Raw genomic sequence first — 16,146 nt, forward strand, 5'->3', positions numbered from 1 at the left:
GTACAGCCTGTCGAGGACGTCTGACTCGGGCTCGCGGCGTCTGGAACGGGAGGGGTCGCCCGGACGGAGTACGGCGGTCGATCTCGGGTCGAGGTCGTGCCGGCTTCGGGCGCATGGTGATCTGGGTGGTCCGCATCTCCGTCAGCTCCTCTGGCATGTCGTTGGCGTGCTGCCAACTCTGCCGCGCCCCCCGGCGCCCGAGCAGATGCGCCAGTCCTCTCCGCGGGGACCGGAGGACCCGTGAAGACGGGTTGTTCTACGCCTCCGGGAAGAGGACGTTCGCCCCTAGAGCATGACTGTCAGAGGTGGTGGATGCGGCGGCCCGTGATCTGGTGCGGGACGATGCGGACGTACAGGTGGCGCTCGCCGCCCGCCCACGGCGTGACGTCGGCGATCTCCGGCAGTTCGTCGGGGGATATGTGATGGGCGGGGCCCTGGATGAGGACGCTCCATCCCTCGCGCTGGGCCTCGTCGATCCGGTCCACCTCGAAGCCGACCTTGATCTCCACGCCTTCAAGGCCGGTGCGCAGGTCCTGGTCCATGGGGCCGCCGGATGCGGTGCGGAAGACGATGGAGCCGTGGTGCAGCTTGTAGTTGACGGGCAGTACGGTCGGGCCGTGGGAGCCGTTGAAGGCCACCCGGCCGATGCCGCCGGGCTCGATCAGCTTGAGGCATTCGTCGCGGTCCAGGCTCTCCAGCGTGGGAGCCGCCTTGGCGCGGCCGCGGCCGGGAGGCCGATCGACGCCGCCGCCGAGGAGGTCTTCGGTGGTGGTCTCCAAGGCTCCGGCCAGGCGGTATATGGCTTCGGCGGTGGGCGTGCCGGGCTGCTCTTCCAGGTATTGCAGGTAGCCGGGTGAAATGTCCGCGCGTTCGGCGACCTGTTCGACGGTCAGACCGAGTCGTTCGCGGTGATGGGCGATGCGACGTCCGAGGTCGCCGGTGGCTGCCATGATCGTGTCTCCTTGTTCGCTGGTGAAGGTCGGTCCTGCCACGCCGTTGATGCGTGCCTGCCGGTGGTCGGCGTCGATGAAGAGCTCGGAGCCGCGGAAGCGGATCGGCATGGACAGCACACCGAGCCGGTCGGGAAGCAGTGGGTTGAGGTGCAGGCCGTCGCGGTGGATCTCCAGGCCCAGGTAGCAGCGCTCCAGGAGGTCGAGCGTGCCGGCCATGGCGCCGAGGTGGATGCCCTCGGCCGTGGTGCCGTGCTGGACGTCCTTGATGTCGCCGAACAGCGCCTCGGCGAAGTACTGCCAGGAGCGGGCCCGGTCGGAGCGGGAGAGTACCCAGGCGTGTACGACGGCGCTCAGCGTGGAGCCGTGGCTGGTGCGGTCGAGGTAGTAGCCCACCATGCGGGGGATCAGGCCAGGTTCCACCGGATAGCCCAGCCGATTCAGAATCCCGACCAACTCGTCGGAGGTGAGCAGGTAGCACAGCATGAGCGTGTCGGCCTGCTTGGCCGCCCTGTAGCGGTTGACGTCGTCGCCGTCGGCCTCCAGGGCCCGGTCGAGGCGGCGCACACCGCGGTAGCGGGCCCAGTCCAGCTCCAGCAGGTCGGCGTAGCCGGTGAACTGGCTGATCACGCCGTCGTGGAAGTCGACCCGCATGCGCCGGGTGATGTCGTCCCAGCGGGCCCGTTCCCGCGCGGAGGCCGTGGGTTCGGGCAGCAGGTCCAGGGTGTCCCGGGCGCGCAGCAGCAGCCACACGGTCATGACGTTGGTGTAGGCATTGTTGGCCAGGCCGGGTGAGGAAGCACCCGGGTAGCGCTCGTGATACTCGTCGGGTCCCATGACGCCGCGGATCTCGTACCGTCCCGATGCGGGGTCGAGTACGGTCAGCGAGGCGAAGAACCTGGCGATCTCCATGAGCAGCTCCGCACACCAGAGTGGCATCGAGCCGGTCGCCAGGTAGTACTGCCACACGTTGTAGGCGATGGCCAGCCCCACGTGCCGCTGCAAGTGAGAGCCATCGGGCAGCCAGCGTCCCGAGGCGGGGTTGAGGTGCGACATCGGGGTCTCTTCGCGTCCGTCGCTGCCGCTCTGCCAAGGGAACATCGCCCCGTCATACCCGGCGTCCCGGGCCGCAGCGCGAGCCTCGGGCAGCCGCCGGTACCGATAGCGGAGCAGGGCGAGCGAGGTCTCGGGGAAACGCAGGTTCAGCCAGGGCAGGACGAACAGTTCGTCCCAGAACACGTGTCCCCGGTAGGCCTCGCCGTGCAGCCCGCGGGCGGGCACGCCCACGTCCAGGTCCGCGGTGTGCGGGGAGAGAGTCTGCAGCAGGTGGAAGACATGCAGGTGAACGATCTGCGCCAGATCCGGGGCGTCCATCTCGACCCGGGCGCGTTGCCACAGCCGCTCCCAGGCCGCCGCGTGTGGCGCCGCCAGCGCGTCGAATGGCCGAGCCATCCGTACGGCTCGGATCGCCGTGGAGCGGGCATCGCGGATGGCGGAGTCGCGCGAGGTCACCAGGGCCACGGTCTTGGTCAGTGTGGCGGGTTCGCCCTGCGCGAGGTCGAGCACATGGTCCGTGCCGATCCGGCCCCCTTCGCGGATCATCTCGCGGGCGGGGAAGGCGGCGTCGGTACGGGAGGCGAGCGCCACGGTGATCTGGGAGGAGCGGGTGACGGCGGTCAGCCAGGTGAGGCCGTTCTGGTCGCCGGTGTCATGACCGGTGAGGTGGTCGCCGCGCAGCTCGCGGTAGCGGGCCACGCCGCTGTTGGTGACCCTGCCGTCCAGGGTGGCGCGGACGCGGAGCGGGCCCGACCAGTTCTCGGCCGTGAAGGTGGTTTCCAGGGCGGCCAGGCGCGGGTCGGCCATGGACACCAGGCGGCGTTGCCGTATCGCGGTGACGCGGCCTGAGCCGTCGCGCCAGCGCAGCGCCCGGTAAAGGATCCCGTGCCGCATGTCCAGTTTCTGGCGGTAGTCCAGCAGGTCGGCCCGCTCTGGGCGGAACCAGTCCGACCCCTGGGTGGCGAAGGTGAGTGGCAGCCAGTCGGGGAGGTTGACCAGGTCCTCGTTGGTCACCCTCTGCCCTGCGACGGTGGAGTCCAGGCGGTCGTAGCAGCCCGCGACGTAGGTGCCCGGTGTGCGCAGCTCGCCGTCAGGGGTCGCGCCGCGCGTGGCGAACCGGCCGTTGCCCAGCGTGCACAGCGCCTCGCGCAGCCTCTCGGAGGCGGGGTCGAAGCCCTCGTAGGACAGGACCCATGGGTTCATGACCGGCTCGCGGACAGACCGGGCACGCCGCCGACCGGATCCTCACCGCCGGGAGGGCGGAGCACGCACAACTGGAGCCCGAGCCGACTGGAACCCCCCGCCCTTGGCCGCGAGGAGCGCTTCGAACAACCCATGTCAGGACGCTACCCGTGGCGAGGTCGGACGGAACACGACCGCCAGCCCGCTGTCGAGGTGACGCCGCAGGTCAGGACCTAGGCCCTCGGCGATGTGGGACGTTCGCCGCTACCGACCTTCGCCGCTGGAGCGGACCCTGGGAGGTGAAGGAGAGGTGAGAACGATGACAATCGAGGTCAAGGACGTCATGGGACGCGTGGCCATCGCCGTCCTCGAAGACGCGCCGTTCGCCGAGATCGTGGGGGCGATGAAGCGGTATGCCGTCGGCGCGGTCACCGTGATCGACGCCGACCGGCGGCCTGTGGGCGTGGTCTCCGAAGAAGATCTGCTGCTGAAGGAGACCGACACCGTACGGCACAGCGTCTCGATCTTCGAGTCGCGCCATCAGCGCCAGGAACACCACAAGGCCGCGGGCATCAAAGCGGAAGAGCTCATGACCACTCCGGCGATCACCGTCACGCCCGGCGCGTCCGTCCGCGACGCGGCGCGGCTCATGCACGACAAGCGCGTCAAGCAACTGCCCGTGATCGACCCGGTCACCGGGCGCATCATCGGCACGCTGCATCAGCGTGACGTACTGCGGGTCTTCACCCGTCCGGCCGTCGACCTGATGGCGGACATCACCGCGCTGCTGCCTGACCGCGAGGCGTTCTCGATCGAGCTCGACAAGGGCGTCGTGACGCTCGGTGGCAGGGTCGAGTGGAACTCCCAGGCCACTGCCCTCGTGGAGTCGATCCGCGGTGTGGAGGGCGTCGTAGACGTCGTCAGCGAACTGACCTTCGACAAGGAAGACCTCATCGTCGTGCCGTCCCTGCTCTGAGACCTCTCATGAGGCTGGATTCGACCACGGAGGTGCCCGCCACCAGCTGGAACGGTGGCGGGCATTGGGCGGCTGGGTATCAGGCCGGCCACGTCCACTCGCTGATTTCGGGCGCGTCCTCGCCGTGTTCACGCGTGTGGGCGCGGGCGCGCAGGCGCGTGTCCGTCATCAACTGGCGGAGGTGAGCCGCACTGCTGCCGAGCCCCGGGGTGCGGTCGATCACATCGGTGACCAGGTGGTAGCGGTCGATGTCGTTGAGCATGGCCATGTCGAAGGGTGTGGTGGTGGTGCCTTCCTCCTTGTAGCCGCGTACGTGCAGGTGGGCGTGGCCGTGGCGGCGGTAGGTGAGGCGGTGGATGAGTGAGGGATAGCCGTGGAAGTTGAAGATGACCGGCTTGTCGGTGGTGAACAGGGTGTCGTATTCGTTGTCCGGCAGGCCGTGCGGGTGTTCTGAGGGTGGTTGCAGGCGCATCAGGTCGACCACGTTGATCACGCGGACGCGTAGTTCGGGCAGGTGCTCGCGGAGCAGGGCGGCGGCGGCCAGGGTTTCCAGGGTGGGGATGTCACCGGCGCAGGCCAGCACCACGTCGGGATCGGTGCCCTCGTCGGTGGAGGCCCAGGGCAGGATGCCCAGGCCGCGGGTGCAGTGGGCGATGGCCTCGTTCATGGTGAACAGGTCGAGGATCGGCTGCTTGCCGGCCACGATGACGTTGACGTAGTCGCGCGAGCGCAGGCAGTGGTCGCCGACCGACAGCAGGGTGTTGGCGTCCGGGGGCAGGTAGACGCGCACCACGCTGGCCTTCTTGTTGATCACGACGTCGAGGAAGCCGGGGTCCTGGTGGGAGAAGCCGTTGTGGTCCTGGCGCCAGACGTGCGAGGACAGCAGGTAGTTCAGCGATGCCACCGGCAGGCGCCACGGGATGCCTTTCGCTGTTTCCAGCCACTTGGCGTGCTGGTTGAACATCGCGTCGATGATGTGGATGAACGCCTCGTAGCAGTTGAACAGGCCGTGCCGCCCGGTCAGCAGGTAGCCCTCCAGCCACCCCTGGCACAGGTGCTCGCTCAGCACCTCCATCACCCGGCCGCCGGGGGCCAGGTTCTCGTCGGTCGGCTCGAGGCGGGCGTTCCAGGCCCGGTCGGTGGCCTCGAACACGGCCGACAGGCGATTGGACGCGGTCTCGTCCGGGCCCATCAGCCGGAAGGTACGCGGATTGGCGGCGATCACATCACGCAGCAGCCCGCCCAGCACTCGGGTGGGTTCGCTGAACTGGGTCGCGGGCGACTTGACTTCCACCGCGTGCTCGCGGAAGTCCGGCAGCCTGAGAGGTTCGAGCAGTGCACCGCCATTGGTATGGGGGCTGGCACTCATCCGGCGATCTCCCGGCGGCACCGTCTCCCGGATGGAGGCCACTGGCCGGCCGTCGTCGTCGAACAGTTCCTCGGGCCGGTAGGAGCGCATCCATTCCTCCAGCATCGCCAGGTGCTCGGGGTTCTCCCGTACCTTGGCCAGCGGCACCTGATGGGCGCGCCAGGTGCCCTCCACCGGCAGGCCGTCCACGACGCGGGGCCCGGTCCAGCCCTTGGGCGTGCGCAGGATGATCATGGGGAGCCGGTCGGAACGGCGCTGTTTGTACTCGGCGATCTGGTCGAAGACGGTGTCGAGGGTGTCGGCCATCTCCTGGTGGTCGGGGCCGACGATATGCGGCCGGTAGCCGTACCCCTCCATGAGCTTGAGCAGGTCGTTCTCCGGGATCCTGGCCAGGACGGTCGGGTTGGCGATCTTGTAGCCGTTCAGGTGGAGGATCGGCAGCACCACGCCGTCATGGGCCGGGTCGAGGAACTTGTTGGAATGCCAGCTCGCGGCCAGTGGTCCGGTCTCGGCCTCGCCGTCGCCGATGACGCAGGCCACGACCAGTTCGGGGTTGTCGAAGGCGGCTCCGTAGGCGTGCGCGAGGGAGTAGCCCAGCTCGCCGCCCTCGTGGATGGAGCCGGGTGTCTCCGGCGCGACATGGCTCGGGATGCCGCCGGGGAAGGAGAACTGCCGGAACAGCCGTTGCATCCCGGCCGCGTCCTGGGAGATGTCCGGGTAGCGCTCGGAGTAGGTGCCCTCCAGCCAGGCGTGCGCTACTGCTGCGGGGCCGCCGTGGCCGGGGCCGGCGATGTAGATCATGTCCTGGTCGCGTTCGCGGATGATCCGGTTGAGGTGGGCGAAGCAGAAGTTCAGGCCCGGTGTGGTGCCCCAATGACCCAGCAGGCGCGGTTTGATGTGCTCAGGGAGCAGCCGCTCCGTCAGCAGCGGATTGTCCAGCAGGTATATCTGGCCCACCGACAGGTAGTTCGCCGCGCGCCAGTACGCATCGACCTGACTGAGTACATCCATCAGTGCTCCTTACGTCAGTGAGATCGACGCCGATCAGGCGCCGCCCCACATCGGGACTTCGATGACGTCGTCGTGCTTCCAGGTGAGCTCGTCGTGGACGGCGACGACGCCGTCGATGCTCTCGGCCATGCGGACGGCGGCGATGGCTTCGGTGTGCCTGCTGACGATCCCGTTCAGGGTGACGACGCCTTCGGTCACCTCGACGTCCAGGCCCTTTGGGTCGGTCCACATGGCGCTGGTCGGGATCCCGGCCAGTACCAGCGCCCGGATCTCCTCGTCGGCGCGGAGGAAGACCTTGAGCAGGTCACGGCGGCTGACGATGCCGACTAGCCTGCCGTCCGCGTCGACGACGGGCAGGCGCTTGACGCCATAGCGGTCCATCAGCCGGGCGGCCGCCACGACGGGGGAGCCGGGTGTGGTGACGTGGGCGGACGCGGTCATCAGCTCGCCGGCGGTCTCGCCGAGCGCCTTGTAGGAGCCGGTGCCCTCGCTGCCCATGGCGTGGCGGATGCGGGCGCGTAGTGGCGGCCGGTAGGCGTCGTCGTAGTAGAGCTCTTTGAATTCCTCCTTGGCCAGCAGGTCGGCCTCGGATACGACGCCGAGCACGTGGTTGTCGTCGTCGAGTACGGGCACGCCGCTGACGGCTTTGCTGATGAGCAGGTCGGCGACGGTGCGGAAGGAGGCTTTGTGGTTGACGGCGGTGACGTCGGTGGTCATCACGTCCGCGACGGTCGTTCTCATGGCGATCACCTCAGGTGTCTGACCCGGACGATGCCGGGCACAGTGCGGGCGAGCACGTCGGCGATGTGGTCGGCGGAGGTGTCCACCCACAGCCCTCGGTCGAGGATGTCCTCGCGCACCTCGGCGGCGATGTCACCGGCGGCAACGGTGACGACCTTGGCGGTCATCACGTCGGCGACGGTCCTGCGCTTCACGGCTCAGCCCTTCTCGTCCGCTGCTGTCATACCTTCAGCACAGCCCTGCGGCAGTGCGCCTGGTAGGGCCGTAAGTCCCGAACGGGGTGGTCGTTGGTCAGCGCAGGCGGCGCAGCAGCGGAGACTGCGGCGGAGCGCAGGGCGCGATCCTGATCCGCACGTCCACCGTCGTGACGCGGTCGGCCGTGACGATGACCGGGTTCAGGTCGAGCTCGGCCACCTCGGGCAGGTCTTCGAGCAGCTTGCTCACCCGTACGAGCTGGTCGGCCAGGGCATCCACCCGGACGAGCGGCGAGCCGCGGTAGCCGTGCAGCAGCGGCGAGCAGCGCAGCTCCTCGATCATTTCGGCGGCGTCGGTGACCGGGGGGACCCGGAAGGCGCGGTCGGCCAGCAGCTCCGCTGTCACACCGCCCATCCCGACCATGGCCAGCGGCCCGAACGCAGGGTAGTTGACGCCGCCGATGATGATCTCGACCCCGCCGGGCAGCATCGGCTGGAGGACCGCGCCGGTCATCTCCGAGCCGATGCGTGACGACATTTCGTGATACGCCTGCCGTACCTCCTCGGCTGTCCGCAGGTTCAGGCGGACGCCGCCGACGTCGCTCTTGTGCACGGGACCTGCGGCCTTGAGTACGGCCGGCAGCCCGAGACGGACGGCGGCCTCGGCGGCGTCATCCGGCCCGCTCACATCCGCGGACTCCACCAGGCTCAGGCCGTAGCAGGCGAGCAGCCGGAGAGCGGCTGTGGGGGAGAGCCAGCGGCCGTCCGGGGCCAGGGCCAGCTCGGCGTGGACGATCTGCCGTGCGGCGGCGGTGTCGACGGACGGAGGTTCGGCGGCGGGCACGGCCGGGCGCGCCCGCCATTCGGCGTAGCGCACTACGTGGGCGAGCGCCCCGACGGCCTGCTCCGGGAACACGTAGGCGGGAACCCGGCCGTCGATCAGCCCGTCATGGCCGACGACGCAGGCCAGCACGGTTGTGGCGGCGTCCTTGGTCGCGGCGGCGATGGCCTGACGGGTCTCCTCCAGACCGGAGCCGAACGGCGGGGTGTAGATGATGAGCACCACGTCCACGTCGGAAGCCTCGACGAGCGCTTTGACAGCTCCACCGATCTCGTCGGCGGTCGCGTCGGCGGTGAGGTCCACGGGATTGCCGAGCGCGGCGGCGGTGCGGGCCGCCAGCAGCCCAGAGGGCAGCTCGGGTACGACCAGACCGTGCCGCTCGCAGGCGTCGGCGGCCATCGCCTCCGGCCCGCCGGAGTTGCCGACGATCGCCACGCGGCGACCCTTGGGGAGGGGCTGGCAGGCCAGCAGCCGGGCGGTGTCGATCAGGTCGCGCACGCTGTCGAGCCTGATCACCCCGCAGGCGCGGGCGAGCGCGTCCACCGCCACGTCCGGAGTGGCCGCCGCCGCGGTGTGCGAGCGGACAGCCCGGTCGCCCGCGCCCGAGCGGCCGCTCTTGACCAGCAGGATCGGCTTCTTGGCCGCGACGCGGCGGGCGATGCGGGCGAACTTGCGCGGGTTGCCGAACGACTCCAGGTAGAGCGCGATCACGTCGGTGTGCTCGTCGTCCTCCCAGTACTCCAGCAGGTCGTTGCCGCTGACGTCGGCCTTGTTGCCGACCGAGACGAACGACGAGACCTCCAGCCGTTCCAGCAGCGCGGCGCCCACCGCACCCGATTGCGACATCAGCGCGACGCGGCCGGCGGCGGGGGAGCGCGGCAGGAAGCTGGCATTGAGGCGGACGGCGGTGTTGACGATGCCCAGGCAGTTCGGGCCGACCAGCCGCATCCCGCCGGTGCGGCAGATCTTCAGCAGGTCCGCCTCCACGTCGCCCTGCCCGCTTTCGGCGAACCCGGACGTCAGCACGACGAGCCCGGCCACTCCCGCCTCGGCGCAGTCACGGGCCACCTCCAACACATGCCTGGCGGGAACGGCCACGACGGCCAGATCTACGCCATCGGGAACCCTCGCGTGGCAGGTCAACCCGGCCACCACGGCCGCGTTGGGGTTGACCGGGAAGAGCGGCCCGCCGAAGCCGCCGTCGATCAGGTTGCGCAGCACCCGGTGTCCCACGCCTGACGGGTCGCGCCCGGCGCCGATCACCGCCACGGACCGCGGTTCCAGCACGCGGGTCAGCGAGGCCCGCTCGGCCTCGTGATCACGCGCCTCGACGCCCGCCGCCAACCGTGCCGTCGGTCGTGAGGCGATGCTGAGGTGCAGCGTGCCGCCATCGCAGTGCCGCGTCATGTCCAGGCCGAGATCGCGCAGGACATTGATCATCGGCCGGTTCTCGGCGAGCACGTCGGCCACCAGTTCGCGTACGCCATGACCGCCCGCCTCCAGAGCCACGTGCTCCAGCAGCAGCGTGCCGAGCCCGTGGCCGTGTACGGCGTCGTCCAGGAGGATCGCCAGGTCGGCGCTGCCGTCCCGGGCGGGGATGTATTCGGCGACGGCGACCAGCCGCCCTCGCATGGTGGCCACCAGCGCGTGACCGCCGTACTTCTCCGCGGTGATGCGGTCCATATAGGAGTGGGCGGTGTTGCGGCCGCCGGTGAAGAAACGCAGGTAGGCCGACCGTTCTGAGGAGCGGTCCACCAGCCTGTGCAGGGCTTGGCGGTCGGCGGGGAGAAGTGGGCGCACGTGGGCGATGCCGCCGTCACGCAACAGCACGTCATAGCCGTCAGGCATGGTGGGTCTCCAGTTCGCCGGCCGGGCGACGCGGTGGACGGGCCCCGTACGGGCCATAAGCGAGTCGGATGATCGAGCGGTCGATCGCCGGGAGTGGTGAGCGCCGCGGCAAACTGATCTCCTCACCGGACACGGCGAAGCGCCACGGCTGGGTGTTGTGCACGGAAGGCGCCTGACCGGCTGCGATGAGCAGCCGCCTGACGCCGAGTTCGGCGGCGAGTGATGGGGACACGACGCACCTCCCGCCACCCACGCTGCCGCAGGTGCCGCGCCCTCCGGCAGTGCCGTACGGCCTCGGCCTTCGTGCCGAAGGTCCCGGCCATCGGGTCCGCGGCGAGCGTTCAACGAGGGCTGATGCCTCTAATGGGGCGGGACCTTCGGCCCTGCCCGGCCGCCTTGCCGATGTGATGCGCTGGTGTCATCACCGAGTGGAGGTGCTGTCATGGTCGTCACTCATACGGCACAGCATCGGGAGCGTGCCATCCAGGCGGCGTTGCAGGCCGCACGCTGGGCTCCTTCCGTGCACAACACGCAGCCCTGGTCTTTCGGCGCGCATGGTGAGGAGATCAGTTTGCGGGCCGACACCGCCAGGAAGCTGCTCATCGGCGACAGTGCCGGCAGGGAGTTGCTGATCAGTTGCGGGGCCGCCCTTTTCACCGTCCGTACGGCGCTGCGATGTGCGGGTTATGAGCCGTCCGTGCGTGTGCTGCCGGACCCGGACCGTCCCTCGCTGCTGGCCACGATCAGGCTGGGAGCGGAGGTGGAGGCCGATGAGGACACGCGGGCGCTCGGCGGGGAGATCGAGCGGCGCCGGACTCACAGGGCGGGGTTCACCGATCTGCCCGTGCCTGAGCGGCTGGTCGAAGGGCTGGTCAAGGACGCGAGGTGTGAGGGGGCCAGGCTGACGCCGGTCGGCTCGGTGGCCGCGGTGGGCATCATCGCGGCGCTCACCCAGGCGGCGCAGGCGGCGCAGTCGCAGGATCGGGTGCTCAGCCTGGAGGTGATCCGCTGGGCGCGGCCGCCGGGCAGTGCCCGCAAGGACGGGGTGCCGGCCGAGGGCTACCCGCGCCGGGCGGCCCGGACGGACCCGGACTTCCCGCAGCGTGACTACGCCTGGCGCCATGATTGGGGCAGTCAGGCCGATCAGCGTGCTTCCACGGCCACCGGAGCCGTGGCACTGCTCACCACCCCGGGCGACACCCGGCAGGAATGGATCGCAACGGGACAGGCATTGCAGAGCGTCCTTCTGCACGCCTCCGCCTACGGTGTCAGCGCCGCCTTCCACACCCAGGCGCTGGAGATGTACCACCTGCGCGAGTTCCTCAGGCAGGAGCTGTGCTCGCAGGAGTACCCACAGATGATCATGCGGCTGGGCATCACCTTCGACGACAAGGAATCCGTCCGGCGGCCACTGTCCGACATGCTGGAGTAGGAGCCGAGCGCTTATCGACCCGTGGGTGATGGTCGTGGGCGCGTCTCGGTGTAACACTGATCTTTATGATGGAAGGCGAGCATCGCCCGTTGATGCCGAATATGCGGCTGGATGAGTTGCTGGCCGAGCTGCAGGTGCGGCTGAATGCCGTGCTGGCCACCCGCGACAGGGTGCACGCGCTGCTGGAAGCCGTCGTGTCGGTGGGCAGCGACCTGGATCTGGAGACGGTGCTGCGCCGGATCGTAGAGACCGCGACCGAGTTGGTGGACGCCAGTTATGGTGCGCTGGGCGTGGTCGGGCAGGAGAACACGCTCCTGCAGTTCATCCCGGTCGGGTTGAGCGAGGAGGAGATCGCTCGCATCGAGCACTGGCCGCACGGGCTCGGCCTGCTCGGGCTGCTGATCAAGGATGCCCGGCCGCTGCGCCTCGGCCGTATCTCCGATCATCCCGAGTCCTACGGCTTCCCTCCCGGGCACCCGCCGATGGGCACCTTTCTCGGCGTGCCCGTACGGGTGCGCGATGAGGTGTTCGGCAACCTGTATCTGACCGAGAAGCGCGGCGGCGGCGAGTTCGATGAGGAGGATGAAGCGATCGTCATCGCGCTGGCCACCGCCGCCGGTGTCGCGGTGGAGAACGCCCGGCTGTTCGAGGAGACCCGGCGGCGCGAGACCTGGCTGCAGGCCTCCTCCGAGGTCACCACCAGCCTGCTGTCCGGGGCCGACCCGCACGAGGTGCTCACCCTGATGGCGGCCCGCGCCCGCCAGATGAGCGACGCCGACCTCGTGAAGATCCTCATGCCGGAGGCGGGTGGCCGGTCCCTGGTGGTGGAGTACGTCGATGGCGAGCACGCCGATCAGGTGGCGGGCCTGACCTTCGATCTGGAGGCCACCGCGGCCGGTCAGGTTTACACCCGTGGCGAGGCGGTGTCCGCGCAGGACCTGAACCGACGAACTCACCGTTGCGTCATTTGGGCTTCGGCCCCGAACTGCTGATGCCCTTGGGCGTAGGGGAGAAGGTACGTGGTGTGGTGGCGGTGGCGAAACGGTCGGGCCGGTTGCCGTTCAGCGCGGCGGACCTGCGCATGCTGGGGGCGTTCGCCGGGCAGGCCGCCATCGCGCTGGAGTTGGCCGAAGCCCGCCGGGACGCCGAACGCCTCGGCCTGCTCGAAGATCGCGACCGTATCGCCAAGGATCTGCACGACGTGGTCATTCAGCGGCTGTTCGCGATCGCGATGACGCTGATGAGCACCGTCCGGCTGGTGGACAATCCCGAGGTGTCGAGCCGGATGCGGCATGCGATCGACGAACTGGACGAGACCATCCGGCAGATCCGTTCGACCATCTTCGCCCTGCAGGGGTCGCGCGAGACGGGCGGGCCGAGCCTGCGCGCGCAGATCGTGGAGTTGGTGGAATCGGCTCGTGGCCATCTCGGCTTCATGCCGGGCCTGCTGATGGAGGGCCAGCTCGACAACCGCGTGCCTGAACCCGTCGCCGAGCATCTGCTGGCCGTCCTGCGCGAAGCGCTGTCCAACCTGGTCCGCCACGCCAAGGCCTCCCAAGCTGATGTTTCCGTCGAAGTGGCGGATGACGTTCTCACGCTGGCCGTTCAGGACAACGGCGTCGGACTGCCCGCCGGTGGCAGGCGAAGCGGCCTGCGCAACCTGCAGGAGCGTGCCACCGCGCTCGGGGGGTCCTTCGACGTCATCTCTCCAGAGGCCGGGGGGACCGCTCTTCGCTGGAGTGTTCCTCTCTGATGCGCTCAGATTCGCCGTCGCACTGAGGACGAAGGCCCGTCAGTCGCGCCGATCCGCCCGCAGCCGTGCCGACAGCGCCGCCGCCTGGGTGCGGCGTTGCATGTCGAGTTTGGACAGCAGGTTGGACACGTAGTTCTTGACCGTCTTCTCGGCCAGGAACATCCGCTCGCCGATCTGCCGGTTCGTCAGCCCTTCGCCGATCAGGTCGAGGATGTTGCGCTCCTGCTCCGACAGCGCCGCCAGCGGGTCCCTCCTGGCGGCCTGCTCCCGAAGCCGGTGCAGCATCGCCGCGGTGGTCTGCGGATCGAGCAGCGACTGCCCCGAGGCGACCGTACGCACCGCGCCGACCAGGTCGGAGCCGTGGATCTGCTTGAGCACATAACCGGCGGCGCCCGCCATCACCGCCTCGAACAACGCGTCGTCGTCGGCGTAGGAGGTCAGCATCAGGCACGCCAGCCGCGGCAGCCTGGACCGGGCCTCGCGGCACACGTCCACGCCGTTACCGTCGGGCAGCCGGACGTCCAGCACCGCCACGTCCGGCTTGAGCGCCGGGATGCGGGCGATCGCCGACTCCGCGGTCCCGGCCTCGCCGATCACCTCTATGTCGTCCTCGGCGTCCAGCAGGGCGGCCACGCCCCGCCGTACCACCTCATGATCGTCAACGAGGAACACCCGAATCATGCTCCGACGCTAACCAGTTCAGCCCACCACAAGAAAGGGGCCAAAGCCCCTATTCAGCACAGCGGTTTCCCTGAGATGACGAGTTCGCTCCTCCGAGCCCTTCTCAGGTTCGGCGGCTTTCGTCCGAGAGGCATTCGGTGCCAGGCCGCCGCGGCGGCGCTGGTGCGAGTAGGCCACGCGCGTACTCCGGTACTCGCCGGGCAGGCGAGTCAGGCGGTCTACGGTCGCCACCGACGAGGGCGATCGGCAGCCGTCACGGGACTTTGGTCCCTAACCCGTCAGGTAGGGTGCTGACAGGCTGACGGTATGAAACTCGACTCGGCCGGCCTGCAGGTGCTCTCCCACGAGGAGTGCATGCGCCTGCTGCCCACCCGCCCGATCGGGCGGATCGTCTTCACCGACAGCGCCCTGCCGGCCGTGCAACCGGTCAACTTCTGCCTGGACGGGGAGGACATCGTCATCCGCACGGCGGCCGGTTCTAAGCTGGCCGCCGCCACACGCCATGCGGTTGTGGCCTTCGAGGTGGACGACTTCGACTCAGTGGAGCGCACGGGCTGGTCGGTCACCGTCGTGGGGCTGGCTCGGGTAGCCGACGATCCTGCACAGATCGCCCGGCTGGAAAGCCTGCGGCTGACGCCGTGGACACGCAGCCCCGACCACTTCATCGTCATCACCACGGTGGAGGCCACCGGCCGGCGCATCCAGCGGCCCGCCTGACCGTCCAGATCCGGCAAGCAGCTCGCCGACGGTCAGCTTGTCGATGATGTCGACGACGCCATTGACGCGGTGGGCCATGCGTGTCGCGAGCATGGTTTCGCCGCGTCGGTCCATCCAGCCGCTCAGTGTTACCACACCCCGGTCGACGTGTACGGCAACGCCTGAGGTCTCCATGCACAACGAGCCCTCCAGAACCTCTTCGCGGATCTCGCGGGCGATGTCATGAGCTCGGCGGCCGTGTCACCCACCGCCTTCCGCCGGAGGCTGCCTCCTTCCTGCGCCATCAGATGACGTAGCCGTGCGCGCAGCGGCGGTTGGTAGGCGTCGCCGTAATACTGTTCGCGGAACTCCTCCTTGCACAGCAGGTCCGCCTCGGACACGACGCCGAGGACGTAGTTGCTCTCGTGAACCACCGGCACGGCGCTGACGCCGTGCGTTATGAGCGCCTCGGCGATGTCCTTGAACGACGTTCTGCTGTTGACCGAGACGACCTGCGCGGTCATGACGTCTTGCACCGTGGTCCGCATGATGGACCCTCCTTCGGATGTCGTCTCGATCCCACCGCCTTGCGCTCCGGACCGATAGGGGCGGAAGTCCCGGGGCGCCCGGTCCTTGGTCCGTATGGGCGCTGCGATGACGGTGCGGATCTCCCCGAGACCGGCGTCGCCGTACGAAGTGCCGAAAGTCCCGCCATGGCGGGTCGTACGGCACTGCCCGCCGATCACCGGAGACGGTGTGATCGAGGTGTGAGAAGAGCAGCCAATCCGCACTGAAAGGGGGCCGTCATGGCCACCACACGTTCAACCCCCATGAACGTCGACACGAGGGACAGCGCCACCCGCCCGGTCGATTATGTCTGGGCGATCGCCCGGATCTCGATCGGCTGGATCTTCCTGTGGGCGTTTCTGGACAAGACCTTCGGCTGGGGCTTCGCCACCCCGGCCAACCGCGCCTGGATCTCCGGCGGCAGCCCCACCACCGGCTTCCTCAAGGGGACCGGCGAGAACGCGCTCGGCGGCTTGTTCTCCGGCCTGGCCGGACAGCCCTGGGTGGACTGGCTGTTCATGCTCGGCCTGCTCGGCATCGGCGCCGCACTCATCCTCGGCGTCGGCCTCCGGATCGCCGCCATCACTGGCAGCCTCATGCTGGTCCTCATGTGGGCCGCCGAACTACCCCTGGCCAACAACCCCTTCATGGACGAACACATCGTCTACGCCATCGTCCTGGTCGGCCTCGCCCTCGCAGGCGCCGGCACCACCCTCGGACTCGGCAAGCTTCCCATCGTCCAGCGCAACCCGTACCTCAAGTAGCGGGCCCGTCGATGCCCACCCTCCAGCCCGAGGGCGGGCATCGCACTGTGTCGGCACCTACCCGCTCACGGATCGGGTACAACGG

Annotated in this window: 12 protein-coding genes and 2 pseudogenes; 5 read left to right on the top strand and 9 right to left on the bottom strand. The window is 69.0% G+C overall.

What is annotated here, in order from left to right; translation table 11 throughout:
- Positions 1-299: 299 nt before the first annotated feature.
- Entirely contained in the window at positions 300-3,209 is a 2,910-nt protein-coding gene (locus tag ACGFJ2_RS47230) for a pyridoxamine 5'-phosphate oxidase family protein (protein WP_393479792.1), read from the bottom strand.
- Between the two features lie 298 nt (positions 3,210-3,507).
- On the opposite strand from ACGFJ2_RS47230, the gene ACGFJ2_RS47235 reads away from it, so the two are divergent.
- A complete protein-coding gene (locus ACGFJ2_RS47235) occupies positions 3,508-4,164 on the top strand; it encodes a CBS domain-containing protein (protein ID WP_358200016.1) in 657 nt (218 codons plus the stop codon).
- A gap of 79 nt (positions 4,165-4,243) precedes the next feature.
- Here the strand turns inward: ACGFJ2_RS47235 and ACGFJ2_RS47240 are convergent, their stop codons facing one another.
- From ACGFJ2_RS47240 to ACGFJ2_RS47260, 5 genes are all read right to left on the bottom strand, one after another.
- Entirely contained in the window at positions 4,244-6,544 is a 2,301-nt protein-coding gene (locus ACGFJ2_RS47240) for a phosphoketolase (RefSeq protein WP_393479795.1), read from the bottom strand.
- Between the two features lie 33 nt (positions 6,545-6,577).
- Positions 6,578-7,285, bottom strand: coding sequence for a CBS domain-containing protein (locus tag ACGFJ2_RS47245; RefSeq protein WP_393479797.1), 708 nt, complete (start codon positions 7,283-7,285; stop codon positions 6,578-6,580).
- Between the two features lie 5 nt (positions 7,286-7,290).
- Positions 7,291-7,479, bottom strand: coding sequence for a hypothetical protein (locus ACGFJ2_RS47250; RefSeq protein ID WP_393479799.1), 189 nt, complete (start codon positions 7,477-7,479; stop codon positions 7,291-7,293).
- A 97-nt stretch (positions 7,480-7,576) separates the two neighbouring features.
- Complete coding sequence (locus ACGFJ2_RS47255) at positions 7,577-10,168, bottom strand: GNAT family N-acetyltransferase (protein ID WP_393479802.1); 2,592 nt, start codon at positions 10,166-10,168, stop codon at positions 7,577-7,579.
- Positions 10,161-10,400, bottom strand: a complete 240-nt coding sequence (locus ACGFJ2_RS47260) for a hypothetical protein (RefSeq protein ID WP_358199304.1) — start codon at positions 10,398-10,400, stop codon at positions 10,161-10,163. Before ACGFJ2_RS47260 ends, ACGFJ2_RS47255 begins: the two co-directional genes overlap by 8 nt.
- A gap of 210 nt (positions 10,401-10,610) precedes the next feature.
- Between ACGFJ2_RS47260 and ACGFJ2_RS47265 the strand changes: the two genes are divergently transcribed.
- Positions 10,611-11,600 carry an Acg family FMN-binding oxidoreductase gene (locus ACGFJ2_RS47265; RefSeq protein ID WP_393479804.1) on the top strand — a complete coding sequence of 330 codons (990 nt, stop codon included), beginning with the start codon at positions 10,611-10,613 and terminating at the stop codon, positions 11,598-11,600.
- 65 nt (positions 11,601-11,665) lie between these two features.
- Positions 11,666-13,353: pseudogene (locus ACGFJ2_RS47270) on the top strand (GAF domain-containing sensor histidine kinase).
- A gap of 39 nt (positions 13,354-13,392) precedes the next feature.
- Here ACGFJ2_RS47270 and ACGFJ2_RS47275 read toward each other — a convergent pair.
- Positions 13,393-14,034 carry a response regulator transcription factor gene (locus tag ACGFJ2_RS47275; RefSeq protein WP_357952161.1) on the bottom strand — a complete coding sequence of 214 codons (642 nt, stop codon included), beginning with the start codon at positions 14,032-14,034 and terminating at the stop codon, positions 13,393-13,395.
- A gap of 306 nt (positions 14,035-14,340) precedes the next feature.
- Between ACGFJ2_RS47275 and ACGFJ2_RS47280 the strand changes: the two genes are divergently transcribed.
- Positions 14,341-14,751, top strand: coding sequence for a pyridoxamine 5'-phosphate oxidase family protein (locus tag ACGFJ2_RS47280; protein ID WP_357952162.1), 411 nt, complete (start codon positions 14,341-14,343; stop codon positions 14,749-14,751).
- An 84-nt stretch (positions 14,752-14,835) separates the two neighbouring features.
- Here ACGFJ2_RS47280 and ACGFJ2_RS47285 read toward each other — a convergent pair.
- Positions 14,836-14,913: pseudogene (locus ACGFJ2_RS47285) on the bottom strand (hypothetical protein); the annotation flags it as partial.
- The gene (locus ACGFJ2_RS47290) at positions 14,880-15,278 is read right to left on the bottom strand and encodes a CBS domain-containing protein (RefSeq protein ID WP_357952163.1); all 399 of its coding nucleotides are present in this window, start codon (positions 15,276-15,278) and stop codon (positions 14,880-14,882) included. The pseudogene ACGFJ2_RS47285 and the gene ACGFJ2_RS47290, both read right to left, overlap by 34 nt.
- A gap of 282 nt (positions 15,279-15,560) precedes the next feature.
- On the opposite strand from ACGFJ2_RS47290, the gene ACGFJ2_RS47295 reads away from it, so the two are divergent.
- A complete protein-coding gene (locus ACGFJ2_RS47295; RefSeq protein ID WP_393479807.1) occupies positions 15,561-16,061 on the top strand; it encodes a hypothetical protein in 501 nt (166 codons plus the stop codon).
- Positions 16,062-16,146: the final 85 nt, after the last annotated feature.

The organism is Nonomuraea sp. NPDC049028 (assembly GCF_043197735.1).
Classification (GTDB): domain Bacteria; phylum Actinomycetota; class Actinomycetes; order Streptosporangiales; family Streptosporangiaceae; genus Nonomuraea.